Here is a 22276-nt window from a genome sequence, read left to right on the forward strand (position 1 = left end):
TCCTTTTATTCAATATGCAATTAAAACTACTGCAAGGGCTGCAATTCCCTCTTTTCTCCCAATAAAACCCAATCCTTCGTTAGTAGTAGCCTTTATATTAACAGCTGATTTATCTATTCCTAAAGTAAAAGATATTTTCTCAATAATAGCTTCTCTATAAGATAAAACCTTTGGCTCTTCTGCAATAATCATACCATCAATATTAATAATTTTTATCTTTCTTTCCTCTAAAAGACTTCTTACTTTTTCCAGTATGAGTATACTTGATATGCCTTTATAATTTATATCCGTATTTGGAAAATAATATCCAATATCATAAAGTCCAGAGGCACCAAGAAGAGCATCCGAGATAGCATGAATAAGTACATCTCCATCAGAATGTCCCTTTAATCCCTTTGGATAAGGAATCTTTACCCCACCTATATATAAATCTTTTCCTTCTTCAAAAGGATGTACGTCATAACCTAAACCAACTCTAATATTTTGGAAATGTAATCTATCCATATTAAATCTTCCTTTGTAGTAATTTTTATGTTAAAAGGATCTCCTTCCACTATGTATACTGGATAACCCAATCTTTCTAATAATACAGCATCATCAGTGCCTAAAAATCCATCTTGAAGAGCCTTATTATGAGCTTCTAATAATAAATTATATGGAAACATTTGGGGTGTTTGAATAAGCCATATCTTTTTTCTTTCTAAGGTAGCCTCTACCCTTCCTTTTTCATCTACTAACTTTACTGTATCTTTTGAAGGGATACCTAAAATACCAGAAGTTTTTCTTTCAATACAAAAATCTATTAATTTCTCTATATTCTCTATCTTTACAAAGGGTCTTGCTGCATCATGTATTATTACATATTCACATGGTTCCTCGATACTCCTAATCCCATTACAGACAGAATGTTGCCTTTCTTTGCCCCCTACTACTAATTTTATTTTTTTTGATAAATTCCATTCTTTAATCTTTTCTTGATAAAAATTTATCTTATCCTCTCTAACTACTAATATTAACTCTGATATTCTTTTGACCCTATCAAAAGTCCTCAAAGAATAGTAAATCAGAGGCTTATCTTTAATTCCCACAAGAAGTTTATCATCCCCAAATCTTACACTCTTTCCTCCAGCCACAATTATACCTACTATTTTTTCCAATGATCCTTATCCTCCCTTACCCTACCAAAGATAAGTCTTCCTGCAGCAGTTTGAAATACACTTGTAACAACAACTTTTACAGTTTGTCCTATATATTTTCTTCCATTTTCCACTACCACCATAGTTCCATCCTCTAAATAGGCAACCCCTTGTCCAGCCTCTTTTCCTTCTTTAACAATATTTAGAGTAAGCTCTTCTCCTGGTAAATATATTGGTTTTACAGCATTCGATAACTCATTTATATTTAACACCGTTATACCTTCTATTTTAGCAAGTTTATTTAATCCATAATCATTAGTTACTATTTTACCTTTCAAAAGTTTCGCTAACTTTACCAATTTAGAATCCACACTTTGAATTTTAGGAAAGTCCATATCTACAATTACTACTTGATCTCCCAATTCTTTTCTTATTTGATTTAGATTATCAAGTCCAAATCTTCCCCTATTCTTTTTTAAAGATTCTGAAGAATCAGCGAGTTGTTGCAATTCCTTTAAAATAAAGCGGGGAATAATTATTTTCCCTTCTATAAAATTTGTCTTCAATATATCTACTATTCTTCCATCTATAATTACACTTGTATCAAGTATTTTTACATACGGGAAATTATTAAAATCAAAAAACCTCATTCTGAAAATAAAATAAATATATATAGCAAAGACTAAAAAGGCAAAAATAAAATTTAATATATAAAGAGTATTGCATTTGTTATAAAAAAAAGACATGAATGAAAAAACTAAGAGACCTACAAATAACAAAGAAACTATTATAAACCATAATTTCCAAAGTTTTTTCATAAAATCTCAGTCCCCCAAAAAATAAAATATTTAAATAAATCCCCTAAAAAAATAAATATTAAAAAACTGAAGAAATTCTTTGTAACCTGCTTAAAGCCTCTCTTATTTTTTTAGCTCTCACCTCCCCAACCCCTTCTATATTATCAAGATCCTCGAAACTACTTTCTATAATTTTAGGCAAACTACCAAAATATTCTACAATATTATCAATAATAGCAGACGGAATAGATGTTATTCGATTTAGAATTCTATAACCTCTTGGTGTTACTAATATACTTATTTCTATCTCTTCTTTCTTGTATCCCAATATCTCACCTGCAACTATAGCAAACTCTTGAAAATTTCCTTTGAAATTATCTAAAAGCTCCTTCAAAATTTCATCTGCTTCAGTAGGCTTCCTCTTGTAATCTTTTATAACCAAAATTGTCTCTTCCTTAACACCTGCAAGTAAAGCTTCTAACTGTATTTCAATTAACCTTCCTTCTATGCCAAGTTCTATAAGATAATTCTCTACTTCTTTATGAATTGTGAATAGCATACATGCCCTATGCAAAAATATAAGCACATCATAAAGGTTGACTTGATTTTCCAATTCTAAAGAATTTAACCTATTCAAAAGATCATCATATATATTCCTGTATCTTTCCATAGTTTGAAGCGCTTGAGAGGCTTTAGTTAATATTTCTCCTACATCTCTTAGAACATACTTCCAATCATTCTGAAAAAGAGTAATCGTATCCTTTCTTTGAGAAACACTAATAACTAAACATCCTATCTGCCTTGCCACTCTTTCTGCTGTAGCATGTCTTGCTCCTGTTTCAGAAGAAGGAATATTGGGATCAGGTAATAATATCACATTTGCATAAAGAATTTTCTTTGCTTCTTTACTCAGTATTATTGCTCCATCCATCTTTGAAAGCTCATAAAGCCTATTGGGGGTAAATTCTATATCTAATGGAAATCCACCATTCATAATTGGTTTAAGTTTCTCTGACTCTCCTATTACTATTAATGCTCCGGTTTTTGCTTTTACAATCTGCTCTAAGCTTTCCCTTAAGGGTGTACCTGGAGCCACAAACTTCAATGCTTGTACAACAAATTTTTTTGGCTCTGCCATTTTAACCCCACACCTTCTCTATTTCTAAAATATTAGAAACAGGAATGAAATAAAAATCCTCTTGATCTATAATTTTACTTTTAGAAGGAATTATTGCTTTTATAAAACCAAATTTCTTTGCTTCCAAAATTCTCTTTTCTAAATGTGGTATACTTCTTACTTCTCCTCCTAATCCTATCTCACCTATTGCTATCAAATCATGGGGAAGAGGTTTATCCTTTAGAGCAGAGAGTATGGCCAACACTATCCCTAAATCAATTGCAGGCTCTTCAATTTTTAAGCCTCCTACTACATTGAGAAAAACATCTTTATCAGAAAAATTAATTCTAAGTTTTTTCTCTAAAACAGCTAAAAGAAGTATTACCTTATTCAAATCTATTCCTGATGTAATTCTTCTTGGATACGTTGTATTGGTTTTACTAACCAATGCTTGTACTTCAACTAATAAAGGCTTTGTACCTTCCATTATTGGTATAACTATTGATCCTGATATAGCTAAATTCCTATTCTCAAGTAATCTTTGAGAAATATCTTCAACTTCAATTAAACCCTCATCCTTCATCTCATAAAGCAGAAAGTCATTAGTTGGTCCAAACCTATTTTTTACAACCCTAAGTACTCTCAAATCACTATATCTTTCCCCTTCCAGATACAAGACCACATCCACTAAATGTTCTAATAATTTTGGACCTGCTATATCTCCTTCCTTTGTTACATGGCCTACTAAAATTACAGGGATCTTTGTTTTTTTTGCAAAATTTACCATCTTATTAGTACATTCCCTTACTTGAACTACATTACCAGGAGATGTAGGAAATTCAGAGGAATAAACAGTTTGAATAGAATCCACAATTACCAAAGAATAATCAGATTTTTCTATAAAGGGTAAAATCGCCTCAATATCCCTTTCACATACAAAATCTATTTGAAGATTTGAACTATTTTTTGAAACTCTCTTAAGCCTAATTCCTACTTGCGAAAGAGTCTCTTCTGCCGATAAATATAAAACCTTTGCATTTTTACTCTGAATAGCAACAGCAATTTGTAAAAGTAGAGTAGATTTTCCTATCCCTGGTTCTCCACTTAATAAAATTACAGCTCCCTCAACAATCCCCCCTCCCAATATAAAATCAAATCCTCTTAACCCACTTTGTAGTCTTTTCTCTTCTAGTTGTGATATAGAATCTAATCTTACAACTTTTAAATTTTCTTCACCTTTTAATGTCTTACTTTCCTTTTCAGAAATTTCTATAAAGGAATTCCAACTTTGACAGTTAGGACATCTGCCAAACCATCTTATACTTTCGTATCCACATACTTGACATACAAATTTAGTTTTGATTTTCGTCATTTACATTTTTATTTAGATGGCTCCTTTGCTAAAGTGACTTTTCTGAAAACAATATTACCATCTTTACTAAGTTCTGCCTTTATAATATCTCCTTCATTAAAATCACCCTGAAGGATAAACTCAGCAAGTGGATCTTCAATATAATATTGAATAGTTCTCTTTAATGGTCTTGCACCATATTGAGGATCATACCCTTTTTCTAATAAGAATTCTTTTACATCATCAGAAAGTTCTATATCTAATTTCTTTTCTCTCAATCTTTCTCTAACTGGTTTCAAAAGAAGATCTAATATTTTTCTAAGATCTTCCCTTGTTAATGGTCTAAAGAAGACAATCTCGTCCAATCTATTCAAGAATTCAGGTCTGAAATATTTCTTCATTTCCGAAAGGATAGTTTCCTTTATCTTATCAAAGGATTTTTCTCGATCCTCTTTTGAGGCAAACCCTATTGTAGCTTCTTGTTTGAAGTATTCAGCGCCAAAATTAGATGTCATTATTAATATGGTATTTCTAAAATTAACTCTTCTTCCATGTCCATCTGTAAGCTGTCCTTCATCCATTATTTGCAGCAATATATTAAAAACATCACTATGGGCTTTTTCTATTTCATCAAATAGGATAACAGAATAAGGTCTTCTATGAACCTTTTCCGTTAACTGACCACCCTCCTCATATCCTACATATCCAGGAGGAGCACCAATAAGTCTTGATACAGTATGTTTCTCCATATATTCAGACATATCTAATCTAATTAAAGCATTTTCATTTCCAAAAAGGTACTCAGCTAAAGCTCTTGCTAGCTCAGTCTTTCCAACACCTGTTGGACCTAAGAACATAAATGCACCTATAGGTCTTCTTGGATCTTTCAAACCAGATCTTGATCTTCTTATAGCCCTTGACACAACACTTACAGCCTCATCTTGAGAAATAATTCTCTTATGAAGTTCTTCTTCCATTCTGAGTAATCTTTCTCTTTCTTCCATAAGAAGTTGTGCTACAGGTATACTAGTCCAGCTTGCCACTACCTGAGCTACATCCTCTGGAGTTACCACTCCTTCATTCTCAATAGACGTGGTAGCTAAGAAATTCTTAAGATATTCTTCAATTCTTCTTTCCTCATCTCTGAGTTGAGCAGCCCTTTCAAAAGCTTGATTTCTGATAGCTATTTCTTTTTGTTCTCTTATTCTTGCAAGTTCCAATTCTAAATTACTATGAGCGGTAGATTTCTGTCTTTTCAGTCTGACCCTTGCAGCTGCCTCATCTATTACATCTATAGCTTTGTCAGGAAGAAATCTATCAGTGATATACCTTACAGAAAGTTTAACAGCCTCTTCTAATGTTTCATCAGAAATTTTAACCCTATGATGAATCTCATATTTTTCTCTCAATCCCTTAAGAATTTCCAATGTCTCTTCTGGAGTTGGCTCATTAACTATAACAGGTTGGAATCTCCTTTCTAAAGCTCCATCTTTTTCTATATATTTTCTATATTCTTGGGGAGTTGTTGCTCCAATAACTTGAATTTCTCCTTTTGCTAAAGAAGGTTTTAAAATATTAGCTGCATCTACAGCTCCTTCAGCAGCTCCAGCTCCAACTAAGGTATGAATCTCATCTATAAACAAAACTACATCCTTTGCCATCTTTACTTCTTCTATTATTCTCTGCATTCTTTCCTCAAACTCACCCCTATACTTTGTACCAGCTACTATGCTACCCATATCTATAGCTACAATTCTTTTATTTAACAATGTTTCTGGTACATCTCCTTCCACAATTTTTTGGGCTAATCCTTCCACAATAGCTGTCTTCCCTACTCCAGGTTCTCCAACAAGTACTGGGTTATTCTTAGTTCTTCTACTCAATATTTGAATTATTCTTTCTAATTCCTTTTCTCTCCCAATAACAGGATCAAGTTTGCCCTGTCTTGCAAGCTGAGTTAAATCTCTACCAAATTCATCCAAGGTGGCTGTTATAGCTCTCTTCTTCTTATTTGTATTCTGGGAAGCAATTTGTCTTCCCTTTACCTTTGCGGGATCAATTGGTTCTCCTAATAACTTAAGTATTTCTACTGTAACATCCTCTATCCTTACTCCCATTCCCTCTAACACGTGAGCTGCCACACCTTCTCCTTCCTTCAACAACCCAAGAAGTAAATGCTCTGTACCAATATAATTATGATTCAATTCTTGCGCAGATTCAGAAGCATACTCTAAGACCTTCTTGGCCCTTGAAGTAAAAGGAAGTGCTCCATAGGAGGTACCATCACCACGACCTATTAGTCTCTCTATCTCACTCCTGAGGTAATTAAGATCAAGACCCAAGTTTATCAAAACTTGAGCAGCTATGCCTCCATCCTCACGGAGTAACCCCAGGAGAATATGTTCTGTACCAACAGTAGAATAATTAAGCCTTCTTGCCTCCTCCTGTGCTAAGAGTAGTACTCTGTAAGCTCTTTGCGTCAACTTATCCATCATTTTCTATACACCTCCTTAACATGACACCTCCCTAATCTATTTTATAATTTTTGAAAACATCATGCAATAAATCTGCCCTCACCCTATCCCTTTCTTCAGAATCCATTTCTCTACCTAATTTAACTTGTAAATGAGCAGGCAACGTTAATATCAATAACAAATCTAATAATTTGATTGGTAAATTTATTATTTTATAAAAAATACCAAATCTAATATTAGAAAGTAAAGAGATAGCCTCCAAACTTTCTAAATATTTAGCATAATTTATAATACCCCATGCTCTTCCAAAAATATCTTCTATCCATCTTCTCCTTTCTTCAAAAAGTAATTCTCGAGCCTTTATTTCTTCATTGACGATTTTTAAAGCTATTTCTTCCATTTTTTTTATTAACTCTTCTTCGCTACAACCCAGAGAGGATTTACTTGCAATTTGATAAAAACTAGCTATAGCCTTAGTATTCTCACCATAAAAACCCCTAATCAAAACCTTAGAAGATCTCAACCTCCTAAAAAGAGTTTTAATTTTCCCAGTAAAAGTTAGACCCGGTAGATGTACCAATAAAGATATTCTTAGGCCACATCCTAAATTTGTTATACAAGAGGTAAGATAACCCATACTATTATCAAAGGCAAAATCAAAATATTCCGAAATGTGGTTTTCCAAAGATTGAAGCATTTTCCAACTCTCATTAATTTCTAATCCGCCACTTAAAACCTGAATTCTGAAATGATCTTCTTCATTTAACCTAATACTCAATTTACCATCTTTTCTTACAATAAGACCTGTACCAGATAGATTATTAAACTGATCCTCACTTATTAGGTGTTTTTCTATTAAAACTTCAGATACTAATTTAGGTAATTTCTCCAATCTTAAAAAATCGTAATCTTTTTTAAATTTAGTGTCATTTTTAAATACCCATTCAACCTTATTTATAAACCTTTTTCTTTGCGGTTCAGAAGCTTGATTTGGAAATGGAAATTCTCTAACATTCCTCGCTAATCTTATCCGAGTACTTAATACTATATCTTTATGTAAATTGCCTTCTCCAATCCACTTAAGATACTTATAATAGAATTCTCTCATCCACTCCTCTCATTCAATTTATTCAAGAAATCTCTTAACTTTGCTGCTTTTTCATAATCCTCTTCTTCTACTGCTTTCGACAATTCTATTTTATACCTAAGTATATCTTCTTTTTTAGAAGTATTCTTAGGAATTTTTCCCCTATGTTCTTTGTTTCCATGATAACTCTTTATTATTTCTCCTAATTCATCCTTAAAAACATAATAGCAATAATAGCAACCAACCATAACTGTTTCTTCTATCTTCTTCCAGGTTCTTCCGCAATTAGGACATCTCTTTTCTTCCTCATCATGAGGAAAGGCAATTTGGAAAAGCTTCTTAATATATTCATACAAACATTCCCTACAAAGGGAATATTTTCTTAATCCTTTCTCATCCTTTATCTCCAAAAGATATATGGCTGAATTTTTATGGCAGAAATCACATTTCATTCCTTCCAATACACCTCTGTATAAAATATTCGTGTATTCTCGTGTCATCTGTTAGCTCTGGATGAAAGGTCAATCCTAAAATACTTTTTTCTTCTACAAAAACAGGCTTTTCCATAAATACTCCAAGTACTTTGACATCTTTTCCTACATCTAATATCTGAGGTGCCCTTATAAAAACGGCCTCAAAAGGTTTATCTCCTATAGCTGGAATATCTAAATAAGTGGAAAAACTTTCTCTTTGCCTACCGTATGCATTTCTTGAAACTGTAATATCTAAAACTCCCAAAGTTTTCTGATGAGGGTGATTTTCTATTCTTTTTGCAAGAAGAATTAAACCTGCACAAGTTCCCATTGCAGGAAGGCCAGCCTTTAGTGCATCCTGGAGTTTTTTAAATAATCCTGTATTTTCAAGGACAGTTAAAAAGGTAGTACTTTCTCCACCAGGAATGATGATTCCATCAATCTTATCCAAATCCTCAGGCTTCTTTATAAGAATAGTATCTACATCCAATTTTTTAAGCATATTTTTATGTTCAATTATGGAACCTTGAATAGAAAGTATACCTATTCTCATTTTACCAACCTCTTGTCTGGAGTAATTCAGTCTCATTCAACTTCCTTATGTCAATACCAGGCATAGGTTCTCCTAAATCCTCAGAAATTTCAGATAAAACATAAGGATCATCATAGTAGGTTACCGCAAGAACAATTGCCCTTGCTCTTTTCCTTGGATCCTTAGACTTAAAGATTCCAGATCCAACAAATACACCATCTGCACCGAGATGCATCATTAAAGCTGCATCAGCAGGTGTAGCTATTCCTCCAGCAGCAAAATTTACTACTGGGAGTCTTCCAAGCCTTTTTGTTTCCATTAACACCTCTAAAGGAGCACCTAACTCTTTAGCTTTTGTTACCAACTCATCATCAGGTAGTAACACTAAAGATCTTACTTCATCCATAATTTGTCTCATATGTCTTACTGCTTCTACCACGTTTCCTGTTCCAGCCTCACCCTTAGTACGTATCATAGCTGCGCCTTCCGCAATTCTTCTTAAAGCTTCTCCTAAATCTCTGGCACCACAAACAAAAGGAACTTTAAAAGCATGCTTATTTATATGATACTTTTCATCGGCAGGTGTCAAAACTTCACTCTCATCAATAAAATCTACACCTAAGGCTTCAAGAATCTGAGCTTCTACAAAATGCCCAATCCTTACCTTAGCCATAACAGGTATACTAACAGCAGACATTATCTCTTTTATCTTCTTTGGATCAGCCATTCTCGCCACTCCACCCTGGGCTCTAATATCAGCAGGTACCCTCTCCAAAGCCATCACAGCAACAGCCCCAGCTTCCTCTGCTATTTCAGCTTGCTCAGCATTAGTAACATCCATGATAACTCCACCTTTTAACATCTGAGCAAGACCTCTTTTTACTTTATCTGTTCCTGTAAATATTTCCATATTTCACAACCTCCTTTAAGGAAAAGGAATATATTTTTTAAAATGTATACTCCTTTTATAAAAAATTGTCAAAAGTTAAAGTATTAAAAATACTTTAAAGTTACCCATTAAAATACATATATATCTTTTCAGCAACCTTTTCAGGAATTCCTGGTATGTTTTTTAGTTCTTCTAAAGAAGCCTTTTTTATGTCTTCTATAGAAGAAAAATGTTCCATAAGTATTTTCCACCTCTTCCGGCCAACCCCTGAAATTTTCATTAAGGAAGGCTCTAATATCTTTTTTCTATAAAGCTTTCTATGATAAGAGATTGCAAACCTATGAGCCTCGTCTCTTACATGTTGTAATAAATGAAGAGCATGGGAATCCTTTGGAAGAATAATTGGTTTTGATCTATTTGGAAGAAAAATCTCTTCATTTTCCTTAGCAAGAGCTATAATTAATTTAGGCTTTATACCTATCTCATTAAATACTTCCATGGCAGAGCTTAATTGTCCTTTTCCCCCATCAATGAGTACAATATCTGCCAAGGGATCTACATCTATCCTTTTTAATCTTCTTCTTAATACCTCTTGAAGCATTAAGAAATCATTTGGAAGTTCTTCTATGTACTTTATCTTATATCGTCTATACCTACCCTTATCAGGAAAACCTTTAAAAAAGAAAACTTTAGATCCTACAGCCTCCTTGCCTTGAAGATTTGAAATATCGAAACCTTCTATGGACAATGGTATATCATCAAGCCCAAACAATTTTTGTAATTCTACAAGGGCTCCCCACACCTTCTCTGATTTTAAGCTTTCAATACTCAAATCCTTTAAAGCCATTTCTAAAAGTTTACTTTCATCTTCATTTGCAGGTAGTCTTAAATTAACAGGTGCTCCTTTCTTCTCAGAAAGATACTTAATAATATCAAAATCTTCATAAGATATTTCTTGAGGAATTATAATAATATCTGGAATTTCCCTATTAAGATAATACTGAAGAATAAAAGCTCTAATTACTTCATCTTTAACAAAATCATAAGAAAGATTTAAGACAAATATTCTTTTCTCTATTAATTTACCTTCTCTTACAAGATATACTAAAATTTTGGCCTTATGATCCTCTATATATAATTGAATAAGATCTTTGTTTTCATTATTAAAAGAAATAATCTTTTGTCTTTCACCTAAATTCTGAAGAGTCTTTATCTTATCTCTCACTTTTGCTGCTTTCTCAAACTCTAAATTATCTGAATAATTCTTCATCTCTACAAACAATTTTTCAATTATCCTTTCATATTTACCTTCCAAAAAAGAAAGCACATCTTTTACCATATCCCAATACTCTTCCTTACTCACATATCCTTGACATGGAGCCTTACAGTTACTTATGTAATAATTAAGACAAGGCCTTTTAGGCTTGCTTTTTGGTAAGTTCCAATTACAAGATCTCAGATTAAATATTTTCTTAACGAGAGATATGGTTTCTCTTACAGTACTACTTTGAGGATATGGGCCAAAATATTTAGCCTCATCATCTTCAAATCTTCTTGCTTTAATCAGTCTTGGATATTCCTCATTTATGGTAAGTTTTAACAATGGATACTGTTTATCATCCCTTAGCTGTACATTCATTATAGGTTTATACTTTTTAATCAAAACGGATTCAAGAATTAAAGCTTCAGTTTCCGAATCGGTAACATAGTAGTTAACATCCTTAGATTTTCTTAATATATATTTCACTTTTGGAGAATCGTCAGTTAAATAGGACATTACCCTCTTTCTTAGATTTTTTGCCTTGCCCACATAAATTACTTTTCCATTATAATCATTAAAAAGATATACCCCAGGTGAATCTGGAAGATTCTCAATCTTTTCTTTTATTCTCTTATACATTTCCTCCATCATAAATAAATTTTAAATCAGTGTAGATAAAAGTTCAATTTTTACTAAAAGTTGCATCCTGAGAAGTTATAGGTTATATTATTAAAATAGTTTTACAAAATAAATTATAGGGAGTAAAAAAGCATGAGAAAACATATACAAAATTTAGTAGAAAAAGCCATAAAAAAATATGAAGAGACTGAGAATATAAGTACTGATGGAATTGAAATTATTATAGAAGTCCCAAAACAGAAAGAATATGGGGATTATGCAACAGCTGTAGCCCTTCAAATAGCTCAAAAAAATAAAAAACCCCCAAGATTAATAGCAGAAAAATTAGTTACATTTTTAGATGGTTCTCCTTTTATTGAAAAAGTTGAAGTTGCAGGACCTGGCTTTATAAACTTTTTCCTAAATGAGAAGGCTCTATGGGAAACCATTAAAGATATAAGAAAAAACATAGATAAGTTAGTAAAAATACCCCCTAAAAAGAAAAAAATACAGTTGGAATTTGGTAGTATAAATCCTACAGGACCTATGCATATTGCTCATGCAAGAGGAGTTACTATAGGTGATTCATTAGCTAATCTATTTAGAAGAATAGGCTGGAATATAGAAAAAGAATTTTATATAAACGATGCAGGCACACAAATTGATCTTTTAGGAGAATCTTTATATGCACGGTATATGCAACTTCAAGGCAAGGATTATGAGTTACCAGAAGAAGGATATCATGGAATATACCTTATTGACTTAGCAAAAGAACTTCTCAATAAAAAGGAAGAAATTGAAAAATTATCTGTTAATGAAAAGAAAGAATTCTTTAAAAATTATGCACTAAAAAGAATGTTAGAGAATATAAAGAATACCCTGTTAAATTTTGGGGTCGAATATGATGTATGGTTTAGTGAAAAGACTCTTCACGAAAACGGAAAAATTAAAGAGATACTTGATATTCTTGAAAAAAGAGGTTTTTCTTATTATAAAGATGGGGCTATATGGTTTGCATCTACAAAATTTGGAGATGAGAAAGATAGAGTTTTAGTAAAAAGTGATGGAAAACCTACTTACTTTCTTGCAGACATAGCCTATCACTTAAATAAGATTGAACGAGGCTTTGATTGGATAATAGATGTTTGGGGAGCAGATCATCACGGCCACGTAACAAGGCTAAAAGGAGCTATACAAGCCTTAGGCTATTCCAAAGATATCTTAGAGATAATTTTAGTACAAGTAGTTAAACTTATGAAAGGCAACGAAGAAATAAAAATGTCAAAAAGAACAGGTGATTTTATAACTCTTGACGAAGTACAAGAGGAAGTTGGAAGAGATCCTATAAGATTTTTCTTTCTTTTAAGAAGTCCTGAAAGTCAATTGGATTTTGATTTGGAACTTGCTAAGAAACAATCCTTAGAAAATCCAGTATATTATGTTCAATATGCTCATGCAAGATGTTGTAGTATTTTGAAAAATGCCGAATCTCAAGGTCATAACCTATCAGACCTTGATAATGCAGATCTCTCATTGTTAAAGGAAGAAAAAGAGAAAGAGCTTATACTTACTCTTTTGAGATATCCAGAAAAATTAGAAGATATAACAAGAACATTGGAAATTCATCAGTTACCATTTTATCTACTTAATTTAAGCTCTCTCTTCCATGGTTATTATGATTCCTATAAAGTATTGGTGGAAGATAAAGATCTTGCCTTAGCAAGATTAGCCCTAATTGATTGTATCAGAATAATAATAAAAGATGCTTTAAATATATTAGGAGTTTCAGCTCCAGAAAAAATGTAGGGGGTGAAACTTATGAAGATAATATGGTATGGACATTCATGTTTTGTATTCACAAATTCAGAAGGTAAGAAAATCCTTACCGATCCTTTTGATACCTCTGTAGGATATGAGATTCCTAAAGAAGAAGTAGATATTGTAACAGTAAGTCATTCTCACTTTGACCACAATGCAGTACATCTATTAAAAGGGAATCCTATTGTTGTAGAAGGAGAAGGAGAAACTACTATCCATAATGTTAAGATAAAAGGCTTTAATACATATCATGATGAGGAAAAGGGACAAAAAAGAGGTATCAATACTATTTATCTAATAGAAACAGATGGAATAAAGATACTTCATTTAGGTGATTTAGGACATCCTTTAACGGATGAGCATAAAGAAAGAATTGGAGATGTGGATATACTCTTTATACCAGTAGGTGGGATCTATACTATTGATGCTGATAAGGCTATAAAGACCTTAGAAATAATAAAGCCTAAAATTGCAATACCAATGCATTACAAGACCCCACATCTTAAATTTGATCTTGCTAGAGTTGACGAATTCTTAAATAAGGTAAAATATCCAATTAAAAAATTTGATGAAAAAGAGATAGAAATTACAAAAAATAAATTACCAACAAATACTGAAGTTTGGGTCCTTCCATATTAACATCTTTTAAGGGAGGTTCATAGATGATATCAAGAGAAGAAGCTTTTAATAAACTAACAATATATGTGAAAAATAAAAATCTAATAAAGCATATGATAGCAACAGAAGCTATAATGAGAACTTTAGCAAGAAAATTTGGAGAAGATGAAGAGAAATGGGGAATCACAGGACTTTTACATGATATTGATTATGAATTAACAGAAAAAGAACCTGAAAAACATAGTCTCTTAGCAGAAGAAATTTTAAAAGATGTATCTCTTCCTTCAGATATAATTGATGCTATCAAAGCTCACAATGAAATACATGGCTTACCAAGAGAAACCCTTTTAGCTAAATCACTATATGCTGTGGATCCTTTAACAGGTCTAATTGTGGCTGCAGCCCTTATACATCCTGAAAAAAAACTTGCACCATTAGATACAAACTTTATTCTAAATAGATTTAAAGAGAAAAGTTTTGCCAGAGGAGCAAATAGAGAACAAATAAAATCATGTGAAGAAATAGGATTATCCTTAGAAGAATTTATATCCTTAGGCTTAGAAGCAATGAAATCTGTATCTAACGATTTAGACCTATAAGGAAAGAGGTGTTTCTATGAACACAAAAAAGATCACAAGAATTGCTTTTTATACAGTCATATACAGTGTTCTAACAATAGTGTTTTCTCCTATTAGCTATGGACCTATTCAAGTTAGAATTTCTGAATTCTTAACTTTATTTCCTTTTTTAGATTATCTTGCAATTCCAGGGCTTTTTTTAGGATGTTTTATTGCTAATATATTTAGTCCCGTTGTTTGGATAGATATGATCTTTGGTAGTTTGTGCACTTTAGCAGCTGCATATTTAACAAGAAAGATGCCCAATATATATCTTGCTCCTTTACCACCAATTTTAGTAAATGCTTTTGGGGTTAGCCTTTATTTACATTTATTCTTTAACCTTCCATATTTTCTAAATGTTCTTTATATAGGAATTGGTGAAGCTATTGCTACTTATGTAATAGGACTTCCAATTGTCTTATATATACTTAAAAGCCCACAATTAAAAAAATATTTTGAGTAAAGGGGTAGCAAAATGAAAAGAGTAAGAATAGAGGAAGAATTAGAGATATTAACCTCTAACGTAGTTGAAATAATACCCGAAAATGGATTAGAAGAAAAGCTAAAAAAAGCAAGAGAAGAGGACAGACCTTTAAGAGTTAAACTTGGAGCAGACCCATCTGCTCCAGATCTCCATTTAGGACATGCTGTAGTGCTTAGAAAATTGAAACAATTTCAAGATCTGGGACATAAGGTCGTATTCATCATTGGTGATTTTACCGCAAGAATAGGTGACCCATCAGGAAGATCAGAAGCAAGAAAACCTTTAACACCTGAACAAGTAAAGAAAAATGCTTTAACTTATCAAGAGCAGGTTGGAAAAATTCTGGATATATCAAAAGCTGAGATAAGATACCAAGAAGAATGGTTTGGGGGAATGAAGTTAGAAGATGTTTTAGTCCTTACATCTAAATATACCCTTGCCAGAATGTTAGAAAGGGATGATTTTGCTCAAAGATTCAAAGAACAAAGACCTATATTTTTACATGAGATCATGTATCCTCTCCTTCAAGCCTATGATTCTGTAGCTATAAAAGCAGATATAGAATTGGGAGGAACTGATCAAAAATTTAATCTAATAGTAGGAAGAGAAATACAAAGAGAGTATGGTTTAGAGCCTCAAGTAGCTATGCTTATGCCTATATTAGAGGGTTTAGACGGCAGACAGAAAATGAGCAAAAGTCTTGGAAATTATATAGGTCTTACAGAACCTCCAAATCAGATGTATGGTAAGGTAATGTCAATACCCGATGAATTAATAATAAGATATTTTGAACTTGCCACAGAACTATCTAAGGAGGAGATCAGAGAAATAGATAGAAAAATGAAAGAAGGAATATTAAATCCAAGAGATGCAAAAGCAAGATTAGCAAGAGAAATTGTGAAGATTTATCATGGAGAAGAAGCAAGTATAAGAGCAGAAGAAGAATTTAATAGAATATTCCGTAACAAAGAACTCCCTGAGGAAGTACAAGAAGTAATAATTAATGAACCTAAAATCTGGATAGTAAAATTATTGACCTTAGTAGGTGCAGCAAAAAGTAATAGTGAGGCAAAAAGATTAATATCTCAAGGCGCTGTAGAAATTAATGGCACAAGAATTGAAGATATAAATACAGATATAGAAATTGATAAACCCTTTATCTTGAGGGTTGGAAAACACTTTTTTAGGAGGATTAAAAGAGAGTGAAAAGAAAAATAATCACCATAACTGTATTTTTAGGAAGCCTCGTAGTAATAACAACAGCAAAAATTATTGAAACTAATCTTTGGAATAAAAATTTGCATTTAAGACCTATAAAAGAAATCATTATTGTTGATGGAAATAAAAGACCTATAAAAGTAAGAACAAATGCTGGTTTTGTTTGGGAAGTTTTAGAAGAAAAAAATATTAAAGTATCGAAATATGATATTGTTAGTCCACCCGCTCGTACTCCTCTTACAGCCAGAATAAAGGAAATTCGCATCACAAGGGTAAAAGAAGAAACAGTCCAAAAAATTAGAATCATAGAACCCAAGATTATCTTAAAAGTTAAAGCTGGAAATATTTATAAAGAAGAAATTCTTCAACCAGGAAAGATTGGAAAAATCCAAGAAACATATAAAAGAAAATATATTAATGGAAAACTTGCAGAAGAAAAAAAACTATCTTCAAAAGAAATCCAAAAAATGACCCCTAAAGTAATAAATATAATCTCTCCAGTACTCAAATATTTAAATCTAAAATCAGCAGAATATGAGGTAATAAAACCAATTACTGTAACTGCTACAGCTTATGAGCCTTGGACAGGTGGAGATGGAAATAATATAACAGCTCTTGGATGGAAGGCCATAAAAGGAATAATAGCAGTAGACCCAAGATATATTCCCTTACGAAGTACTTTTTATATTCCTAATTACGGTTTTGCCATCGCAGGTGATACAGGAGGCTTAATAAAAGGTTGGAAAGTGGACCTTTGTTATCCAACAGTAAGAGAGGTTACCAATTTTGGAAGAAGAAAAATCAAAATATATCTTTTAAAAAGAATATCTTAATGGAATTAACCGATAAAAGCACATTATTATCACTATTAAAGAAACATAATATATTTTTAAAAAAAAGCCTTGGTCAAAATTTTTTAATAAACCCTTATGTTTTAAAAAAAATAGTAGATCAATTAGGTATAACAAAGGAAGACACTATTTTAGAGATAGGATGCGGAGTAGGTACTCTTACTTTAGAACTTGCAAAAAGAGCAAAAGAAGTTATTGGAATTGAAGTAGATAAAAGATTTAAACCCATATTAGAGGAACTTTTAAAAGATTATAACATCAAACTTATCTTTGAGGATGTGTTAAAAGTAGATCTTAAAAAGATTATAACGCAACCCTATAAACTAACCGGAAATCTCCCCTATTATATCTCAGGATCTTTTTTAGGAGAATACTTGAAAAAAGGACCTTATGCCCAGATAATGGTACTCATGCTTCAAAAAGAAATGTTTGAAAGAATAACTTCGAAAGCAGGCTCTAAAAAATATAGTCCTTTATCTATCCTTTTAAGTTTAAACTACAAATATGAATTGATAACAAAAGTCTCCCCTGATTCATTTTTTCCACCACCAGAAATCGAATCAGTAGTCATAAAACTCATATATTCTCCTACACCTTATAATATTTTAGATAAGGATCTTTTTTATAACATATTAAGGATAGGCTTTACCCAAAGAAGAAAATATCTTATTAAAAATCTACAAAGGTATTTACCTCAGATTGAATGGAAAGCTTTATTTAAAGATTTAAACATAGATTTAAAAGCAAGAGCAGAAGAGATACCACCAGAAATGTTTATCGAACTTGCTAATATGGTGAAAAACTATGAAGATTAAACTGTTAACTTTTGCCAAGCTTACCCTTATTCTTGATGTAATTGATAAAAGGACTGACGGATATCATAATGTTAAAATACTCCTACATAACATAAATCTGAGTGATTTTATGAGTATCAATTTAATTCCATATCCCTATTTTATTTTAGAAACTAATCTCCATATACCCCCAAGAGAAAATTTAATATATAAGGGTTATAAAGCCTTTATAAAAGAGACAGGAATAAAAATCGGATGCAAAATCTTTCTTCATAAAAGAATACCAAAAGAAGCAGGGCTTGGAGGTGGAAGTTCTAATGCAGCAGGTATAATATACGGATTAAATATACTTACCAAAGCAAATCTTTCCTTAGAAGAAATGGCCAATATAGGAAAATTTTTGGGATCAGATATACCTTTCTTCTTTTATGGGGGATCCTCTGTTGCTGAGGGAAGAGGTGAAATAATTAATAAAATTAAACATCAAAGATTAAAATTCCTTTTAATCTTTCCACCTTTTGGAATAAGCACTAAAGAGGTATACTCAAAAATCTCTAAATATCTATTAGGAAATCATATAGATTTTGAACAAAAGGTTTCAGAATATACCAATGGAATCTACATTAAACCATATAATTTTTTAGAAAAAATAACCTTTAATATGTATCCAGAACTTGCTATGATTAAGAAAGAAATAGAGAAAGTCACTGAATATGTTTCCATGACAGGATCAGGTTCAACCATTTTTGTAATGTTAAAAGATAAAGAAGAGGTAAAAAAAATCTTGGAAAGACTAAACAAATATATAGAAAAAGGGTATAAAATAAAATTGGTAGATTCAGCAGAACAAGGAATCAAAATCTTAAGATAAAAGGAGTGTTTTAAATGATAGGATTAAAAGATGTTGAGACCTCAAGGATGAGGATTTTGCCCTATATCCACAAAACCCCCCTAACCTACTCCCAAAGTTTCAGTGATCTTACAGGTAAAGATATCTATTTAAAGTTTGAAAATCTTCAAAAAACAGGTTCCTTTAAAATAAGAGGAGCTATGAACTACATATCCCAATTAAAAGACAAAAAAATAAACGGTATAGTTACCGCTTCCGCTGGAAATCATGCCCAGGGAGTGGCATATGCTGGAAAACTTTTTAACATTAAAACTATTATCGTAATGCCTGAAAATACACCACTAATTAAGATTATAACCACGAAAAGTTATGGGGCTTATGTTATTCTTCATGGGAAAATATATGACGAGTCTTATTCCTATGCCAAAAGTATTGCAGAAGCTGAAAAATTGGAATTTATTCCAGCCTTTGATGATGAAAAAATAATAGCAGGACAAGGAACTATTGGTTTAGAAATTTTAGAAGATCTTGAAGATATAGACGCAGTAATAGTACCTGTTGGAGGAGGTGGCCTTTCTGCAGGCATTTGCATAGCTATAAAAGAAAAAAATCCAAAAATAAAAGTTTATGGAGTACAATCTATAGCTTTTCCTTATTTTTATGAGAAATTTAAAAATACAAAAATAGAAAATAAACCTTCTCAAACCATAGCAGAAGGGATAGCAGTCAAAAAAACTGGTGAAGTTACTTATTCTATATTGGAAAAATATTTAGATGATGTCTTTGTCGTTGATGAAGAAAAAATTGCTCAAGCTATATTACTCTTTCTGGAAAGAGCAAAAACACTGGTTGAAGGAGCTGGAGCAACCACTCTTGCTGTTTTATTAGAATATGGGAATTTTATTCCTGAAAAGAAAATAGTACTCATATTAAGTGGAGGAAACATTGATGTAACCCTCCTCTCAAAAATAATCGAATACGGACTTATCGAAACTGGAAGACTGGTACATATGATAGTAAAATTGCCTGATTTACCAGGACATCTTTCAAGAGTGATAAATGTAATATCAGAAGAAAAAGCAAATATAATAACAATTCATCAAGATCCATCCTTACCTTTATTTCCTAAAATAGAGAGTACTGTAGAATTTACCTTAGAGACAAAAAACCCCGACCAAATAAGAAGAATTTTTGATAAAATAAGAGGAATAGGATACGATGTTGAAATCTTAGAAAAAGGAGGTTTAAAGAAAAGTGAATGACTTATTACAAATGTTAAAAGAGATCACAGAAGCCAGTGGTGTTTCAGGATATGAAAAGGAAATAAGAGAGGTAGTTAAAAAATATCTTAGAGATTATGCAAGTTTAGAAGAAGATCGCTTAGGAAGTCTTATCTTTAAGAAAGAGGGACAAAACCCTTATCCCAAGGTTATGCTTGCTGCCCATATGGATGAAATTGGTTTTATGGTAAAGAGTATTACCACAAATGGATATATAAAATTCTTACCTCTTGGTGGTTGGTGGGATCAAGTGTTACTTTCTCAAAGAGTAGTTATACATACTCAAAAAGGACCTGTTATCGGAGTAATCGGATCAAAACCACCTCATATTCTTACAGAAGAAGAAAGAAAAAAAGTTGTAGAAAAGAAAGATATGTATATAGATGTAGGGGCTAAGAGCGAAGAAGAAGCTTTAAATATGGGAATAAGACCAGGAGATCCTATAACTCCAAAAAGTGATTTTACTATTATGAATAATCCTGATTTGCTTATTGCAAAGGCATGGGATGATAGAGTTGGTTGTGCATTAATGATCGAAATTATTAAAGAACTAAAAAGTATAAATCATCCCAACACTGTATTCGGTGTAGCCACAGTACAAGAAGAAGTTGGTCTTAGAGGAGCAGTAACTTCTTCTTATGTAATAAATCCTGATGTTGCCATAGTCTTAGAATCGGATATAGCTACCGATATGCCAGGCACAGACGAGGAAAAAAAGGTACTTTTAGGAAAAGGACCTTCCATTATACTTTATGATGCTACCATGATCCCTAATATCAATCTAAGAAGAATTTTTATTGAAACTGCAGAAAAATTAAATATTTCAATCCAATTTTCAGCCTTAGAAAAAGGTGGTACTGATGGAGGAAGAATTCATATTCATGCTAAAGGTGTACCTTCCATAGTAATTGGTGTCCCAGCAAGATATATTCATTCCCATACAAGCATAATAAATATTCAAGATTTCCTAAATGCAAAAAGACTTATATTAGAAGTAATAAAAAGATTAGATAAAGAAATTGTAGAAAATTTATGAGAAAAAGAGCCATATCCCTTCTATCAGGTGGATTAGATAGTATACTAGCAACATGGCTTATCCTTCAACAGGGGGTAGAAATAATCGGAATATCTTTTTCTACCCCCTTTTTTGATACAGAAAAAGCCAAAAAAGCTGCTGAATTTCTCAATATCCCTTTGGAAATTATTGATGTGACTGATGAATTTATACCTATATTATTAAACCCAAGATATGGTTATGGAAAAAACATGAATCCTTGTATTGACTGTCATGCTTTTATGATAAAAAAAGCAAAAGAACTACTTAAAAAATATAATGCTGATTTCATTGTGACAGGTGAAGTTTTGGGAGAAAGACCCATGTCCCAAAATAAACAATCCTTAAAAATTGTAGAAAAATACTCTGAGGCAGAGGACATATTACTTAGACCATTATCAGCAAAAATACTTCCCCCAACAAAACCTGAAAGAGAAGGCTTAATAGATCGAAGCAAATTATTAGATATAAAGGGCAGATCAAGAAAAATACAACTTGATCTTGCAAAAAGAATAGGATTAAAAGAAATTCCAACTCCTGCTGGTGGTTGTCTCCTCACAGAACCTAATTTCTCAAGGAGACTTAAAGATCTTATAGAACATCAAAAACTCATCTCAAAAAGAGATTTAGAACTTTTAAAATTGGGTAGACACTTTAGAATTGATGAGGTAAAAATCATTGTAGGGAGAAACAAAGAAGAAAACGAAAAATTGTTAGAATTAGCAAATCACGAAGATATAATTATAAAAGCAGAAGAACCGTCTCCCATAGTACTAATACCCCAGAAAATAGAAAATGAAATAATTTTAGAAATAGCAGGAAAAATTGCAGGATATTATAGCGATCACAGAAATAAAGAAAAGGTAAAAATAAAAATTAAACATGGAGAAAAGGAAAAAGAGTCAGAAATAGAACCATATAATAAAGAAAATTTTCCTTATAAACCTATATAGA

The 22276-nt window shown here is 32.0% G+C and carries 21 protein-coding genes and 1 pseudogene; 11 read left to right on the forward strand and 11 right to left on the reverse strand.

The window, feature by feature from the left end:
• Nucleotides 1–9: 9 nt before the first annotated feature.
• From ispF to uvrC, 11 genes and pseudogenes are all read right to left on the reverse strand, one after another.
• Nucleotides 10–504: a 2-C-methyl-D-erythritol 2,4-cyclodiphosphate synthase gene (gene ispF, locus ACY3JJ_RS07720; RefSeq protein WP_463091479.1), complete on the reverse strand. Its 495-nt coding sequence runs from the start codon at nt 502–504 to the stop codon at nt 10–12.
• Nucleotides 465–1157 (reverse strand): 2-C-methyl-D-erythritol 4-phosphate cytidylyltransferase, encoded by a 693-nt coding sequence (ispD, locus tag ACY3JJ_RS07725; protein ID WP_463091480.1) that lies wholly within the window; start codon nt 1155–1157, stop codon nt 465–467. The genes ispF and ispD overlap by 40 nt, the downstream gene beginning before the upstream one ends.
• Nucleotides 1145–1750 (reverse strand): annotated as a pseudogene (locus tag ACY3JJ_RS07730) (TRAM domain-containing protein); the annotation flags it as partial. The pseudogene ACY3JJ_RS07730 and the gene ispD, both read right to left, overlap by 13 nt.
• A gap of 262 nt (nt 1751–2012) precedes the next feature.
• Nucleotides 2013–3071 carry a DNA integrity scanning diadenylate cyclase DisA gene (disA, locus tag ACY3JJ_RS07735; RefSeq protein WP_463091481.1) on the reverse strand — a complete coding sequence of 353 codons (1059 nt, stop codon included), beginning with the start codon at nt 3069–3071 and terminating at the stop codon, nt 2013–2015.
• Nucleotide 3072: 1 nt separating this feature from the next.
• Nucleotides 3073–4422, reverse strand: coding sequence for a DNA repair protein RadA (radA, locus tag ACY3JJ_RS07740; protein ID WP_463083559.1), 1350 nt, complete (start codon nt 4420–4422; stop codon nt 3073–3075).
• A gap of 8 nt (nt 4423–4430) precedes the next feature.
• A complete protein-coding gene (locus ACY3JJ_RS07745) occupies nt 4431–6896 on the reverse strand; it encodes an ATP-dependent Clp protease ATP-binding subunit (RefSeq protein WP_463091482.1) in 2466 nt (821 codons plus the stop codon).
• A 31-nt stretch (nt 6897–6927) separates the two neighbouring features.
• Nucleotides 6928–7983 (reverse strand): ATP--guanido phosphotransferase, encoded by a 1056-nt coding sequence (locus ACY3JJ_RS07750; RefSeq protein WP_463091483.1) that lies wholly within the window; start codon nt 7981–7983, stop codon nt 6928–6930.
• A complete protein-coding gene (locus tag ACY3JJ_RS07755) occupies nt 7980–8414 on the reverse strand; it encodes a UvrB/UvrC motif-containing protein (RefSeq protein ID WP_463091484.1) in 435 nt (144 codons plus the stop codon). The genes ACY3JJ_RS07750 and ACY3JJ_RS07755 overlap by 4 nt, the downstream gene beginning before the upstream one ends.
• A complete protein-coding gene (gene pdxT, locus ACY3JJ_RS07760) occupies nt 8404–8988 on the reverse strand; it encodes a pyridoxal 5'-phosphate synthase glutaminase subunit PdxT (protein WP_463091485.1) in 585 nt (194 codons plus the stop codon). Before pdxT ends, ACY3JJ_RS07755 begins: the two co-directional genes overlap by 11 nt.
• A gap of 1 nt (nt 8989) precedes the next feature.
• A complete protein-coding gene (pdxS, locus tag ACY3JJ_RS07765; RefSeq protein ID WP_463091486.1) occupies nt 8990–9877 on the reverse strand; it encodes a pyridoxal 5'-phosphate synthase lyase subunit PdxS in 888 nt (295 codons plus the stop codon).
• Between the two features lie 100 nt (nt 9878–9977).
• On the reverse strand, nt 9978–11756 hold the full coding sequence (gene uvrC, locus ACY3JJ_RS07770; RefSeq protein ID WP_463091487.1) for an excinuclease ABC subunit UvrC: 1779 nt from the start codon (nt 11754–11756) through the stop codon (nt 9978–9980).
• A 132-nt stretch (nt 11757–11888) separates the two neighbouring features.
• Here uvrC and argS point away from each other — a divergent pair, with 132 nt between their 5' ends.
• Genes argS through ACY3JJ_RS07825 form a run of 11 tightly spaced genes read left to right on the forward strand, consistent with a single transcriptional unit; the run spans nt 11889 to nt 22275 of the window.
• Entirely contained in the window at nt 11889–13541 is a 1653-nt protein-coding gene (gene argS / locus ACY3JJ_RS07775; RefSeq protein ID WP_463083552.1) for an arginine--tRNA ligase, read from the forward strand.
• A 12-nt stretch (nt 13542–13553) separates the two neighbouring features.
• Nucleotides 13554–14192, forward strand: a complete 639-nt coding sequence (locus tag ACY3JJ_RS07780; protein WP_463091488.1) for an MBL fold metallo-hydrolase — start codon at nt 13554–13556, stop codon at nt 14190–14192.
• Nucleotides 14193–14218: 26 nt separating this feature from the next.
• Nucleotides 14219–14770 (forward strand): HD domain-containing protein, encoded by a 552-nt coding sequence (locus ACY3JJ_RS07785; RefSeq protein ID WP_463083624.1) that lies wholly within the window; start codon nt 14219–14221, stop codon nt 14768–14770.
• Nucleotides 14771–14786: 16 nt separating this feature from the next.
• Nucleotides 14787–15254 carry a QueT transporter family protein gene (locus ACY3JJ_RS07790; RefSeq protein WP_463091489.1) on the forward strand — a complete coding sequence of 156 codons (468 nt, stop codon included), beginning with the start codon at nt 14787–14789 and terminating at the stop codon, nt 15252–15254.
• 12 nt (nt 15255–15266) lie between these two features.
• On the forward strand, nt 15267–16481 hold the full coding sequence (tyrS, locus tag ACY3JJ_RS07795; protein ID WP_463091490.1) for a tyrosine--tRNA ligase: 1215 nt from the start codon (nt 15267–15269) through the stop codon (nt 16479–16481).
• Nucleotides 16478–17326, forward strand: coding sequence for a 3D domain-containing protein (locus ACY3JJ_RS07800; protein ID WP_463091491.1), 849 nt, complete (start codon nt 16478–16480; stop codon nt 17324–17326). The genes tyrS and ACY3JJ_RS07800 overlap by 4 nt, the downstream gene beginning before the upstream one ends.
• Nucleotides 17326–18159 carry a 16S rRNA (adenine(1518)-N(6)/adenine(1519)-N(6))-dimethyltransferase RsmA gene (gene rsmA / locus ACY3JJ_RS07805; protein ID WP_463091492.1) on the forward strand — a complete coding sequence of 278 codons (834 nt, stop codon included), beginning with the start codon at nt 17326–17328 and terminating at the stop codon, nt 18157–18159. The genes ACY3JJ_RS07800 and rsmA overlap by 1 nt, the downstream gene beginning before the upstream one ends.
• Nucleotides 18149–19009, forward strand: coding sequence for a 4-(cytidine 5'-diphospho)-2-C-methyl-D-erythritol kinase (gene ispE / locus ACY3JJ_RS07810; RefSeq protein WP_463091493.1), 861 nt, complete (start codon nt 18149–18151; stop codon nt 19007–19009). The genes rsmA and ispE overlap by 11 nt, the downstream gene beginning before the upstream one ends.
• 14 nt (nt 19010–19023) lie before the next feature.
• Nucleotides 19024–20250, forward strand: a complete 1227-nt coding sequence (gene ilvA, locus ACY3JJ_RS07815; RefSeq protein ID WP_463091494.1) for a threonine ammonia-lyase — start codon at nt 19024–19026, stop codon at nt 20248–20250.
• The gene (locus tag ACY3JJ_RS07820) at nt 20243–21304 is read left to right on the forward strand and encodes a M42 family metallopeptidase (protein ID WP_463091495.1); all 1062 of its coding nucleotides are present in this window, start codon (nt 20243–20245) and stop codon (nt 21302–21304) included. Before ilvA ends, ACY3JJ_RS07820 begins: the two co-directional genes overlap by 8 nt.
• Nucleotides 21301–22275: a tRNA 4-thiouridine(8) synthase ThiI gene (locus tag ACY3JJ_RS07825; RefSeq protein WP_463091496.1), complete on the forward strand. Its 975-nt coding sequence runs from the start codon at nt 21301–21303 to the stop codon at nt 22273–22275. Before ACY3JJ_RS07820 ends, ACY3JJ_RS07825 begins: the two co-directional genes overlap by 4 nt.
• Nucleotide 22276 lies beyond the last annotated feature (1 nt).

It is taken from the genome of Dictyoglomus sp. DH (genome assembly GCF_055181375.1).

What these genes read in the sequence shown, in the direction of transcription:
- ispF (WP_463091479.1), bottom strand. Translation starts at nt 504, where the DNA reads ATGGATAGATTACATTTCCAAAATATTAGAGTTGGTTTAGGTTATGAC.
- disA (WP_463091481.1), bottom strand. Translation starts at nt 3,071, where the DNA reads ATGGCAGAGCCAAAAAAATTTGTTGTACAAGCATTGAAGTTTGTGGCT.
- radA (WP_463083559.1), bottom strand. Translation starts at nt 4,422, where the DNA reads ATGACGAAAATCAAAACTAAATTTGTATGTCAAGTATGTGGATACGAA.
- ACY3JJ_RS07745 (WP_463091482.1), bottom strand. Translation starts at nt 6,896, where the DNA reads ATGATGGATAAGTTGACGCAAAGAGCTTACAGAGTACTACTCTTAGCA.
- ACY3JJ_RS07750 (WP_463091483.1), bottom strand. Translation starts at nt 7,983, where the DNA reads ATGAGAGAATTCTATTATAAGTATCTTAAGTGGATTGGAGAAGGCAAT.
- ACY3JJ_RS07755 (WP_463091484.1), bottom strand. Translation starts at nt 8,414, where the DNA reads ATGAAATGTGATTTCTGCCATAAAAATTCAGCCATATATCTTTTGGAG.
- pdxT (WP_463091485.1), bottom strand. Translation starts at nt 8,988, where the DNA reads ATGAGAATAGGTATACTTTCTATTCAAGGTTCCATAATTGAACATAAA.
- pdxS (WP_463091486.1), bottom strand. Translation starts at nt 9,877, where the DNA reads ATGGAAATATTTACAGGAACAGATAAAGTAAAAAGAGGTCTTGCTCAG.
- uvrC (WP_463091487.1), bottom strand. Translation starts at nt 11,756, where the DNA reads ATGTATAAGAGAATAAAAGAAAAGATTGAGAATCTTCCAGATTCACCT.
- argS (WP_463083552.1), top strand. Translation starts at nt 11,889, where the DNA reads ATGAGAAAACATATACAAAATTTAGTAGAAAAAGCCATAAAAAAATAT.
- ACY3JJ_RS07780 (WP_463091488.1), top strand. Translation starts at nt 13,554, where the DNA reads ATGAAGATAATATGGTATGGACATTCATGTTTTGTATTCACAAATTCA.
- ACY3JJ_RS07790 (WP_463091489.1), top strand. Translation starts at nt 14,787, where the DNA reads ATGAACACAAAAAAGATCACAAGAATTGCTTTTTATACAGTCATATAC.
- tyrS (WP_463091490.1), top strand. Translation starts at nt 15,267, where the DNA reads ATGAAAAGAGTAAGAATAGAGGAAGAATTAGAGATATTAACCTCTAAC.
- rsmA (WP_463091492.1), top strand. Translation starts at nt 17,326, where the DNA reads ATGGAATTAACCGATAAAAGCACATTATTATCACTATTAAAGAAACAT.
- ispE (WP_463091493.1), top strand. Translation starts at nt 18,149, where the DNA reads ATGAAGATTAAACTGTTAACTTTTGCCAAGCTTACCCTTATTCTTGAT.
- ilvA (WP_463091494.1), top strand. Translation starts at nt 19,024, where the DNA reads ATGATAGGATTAAAAGATGTTGAGACCTCAAGGATGAGGATTTTGCCC.
- ACY3JJ_RS07825 (WP_463091496.1), top strand. Translation starts at nt 21,301, where the DNA reads ATGAGAAAAAGAGCCATATCCCTTCTATCAGGTGGATTAGATAGTATA.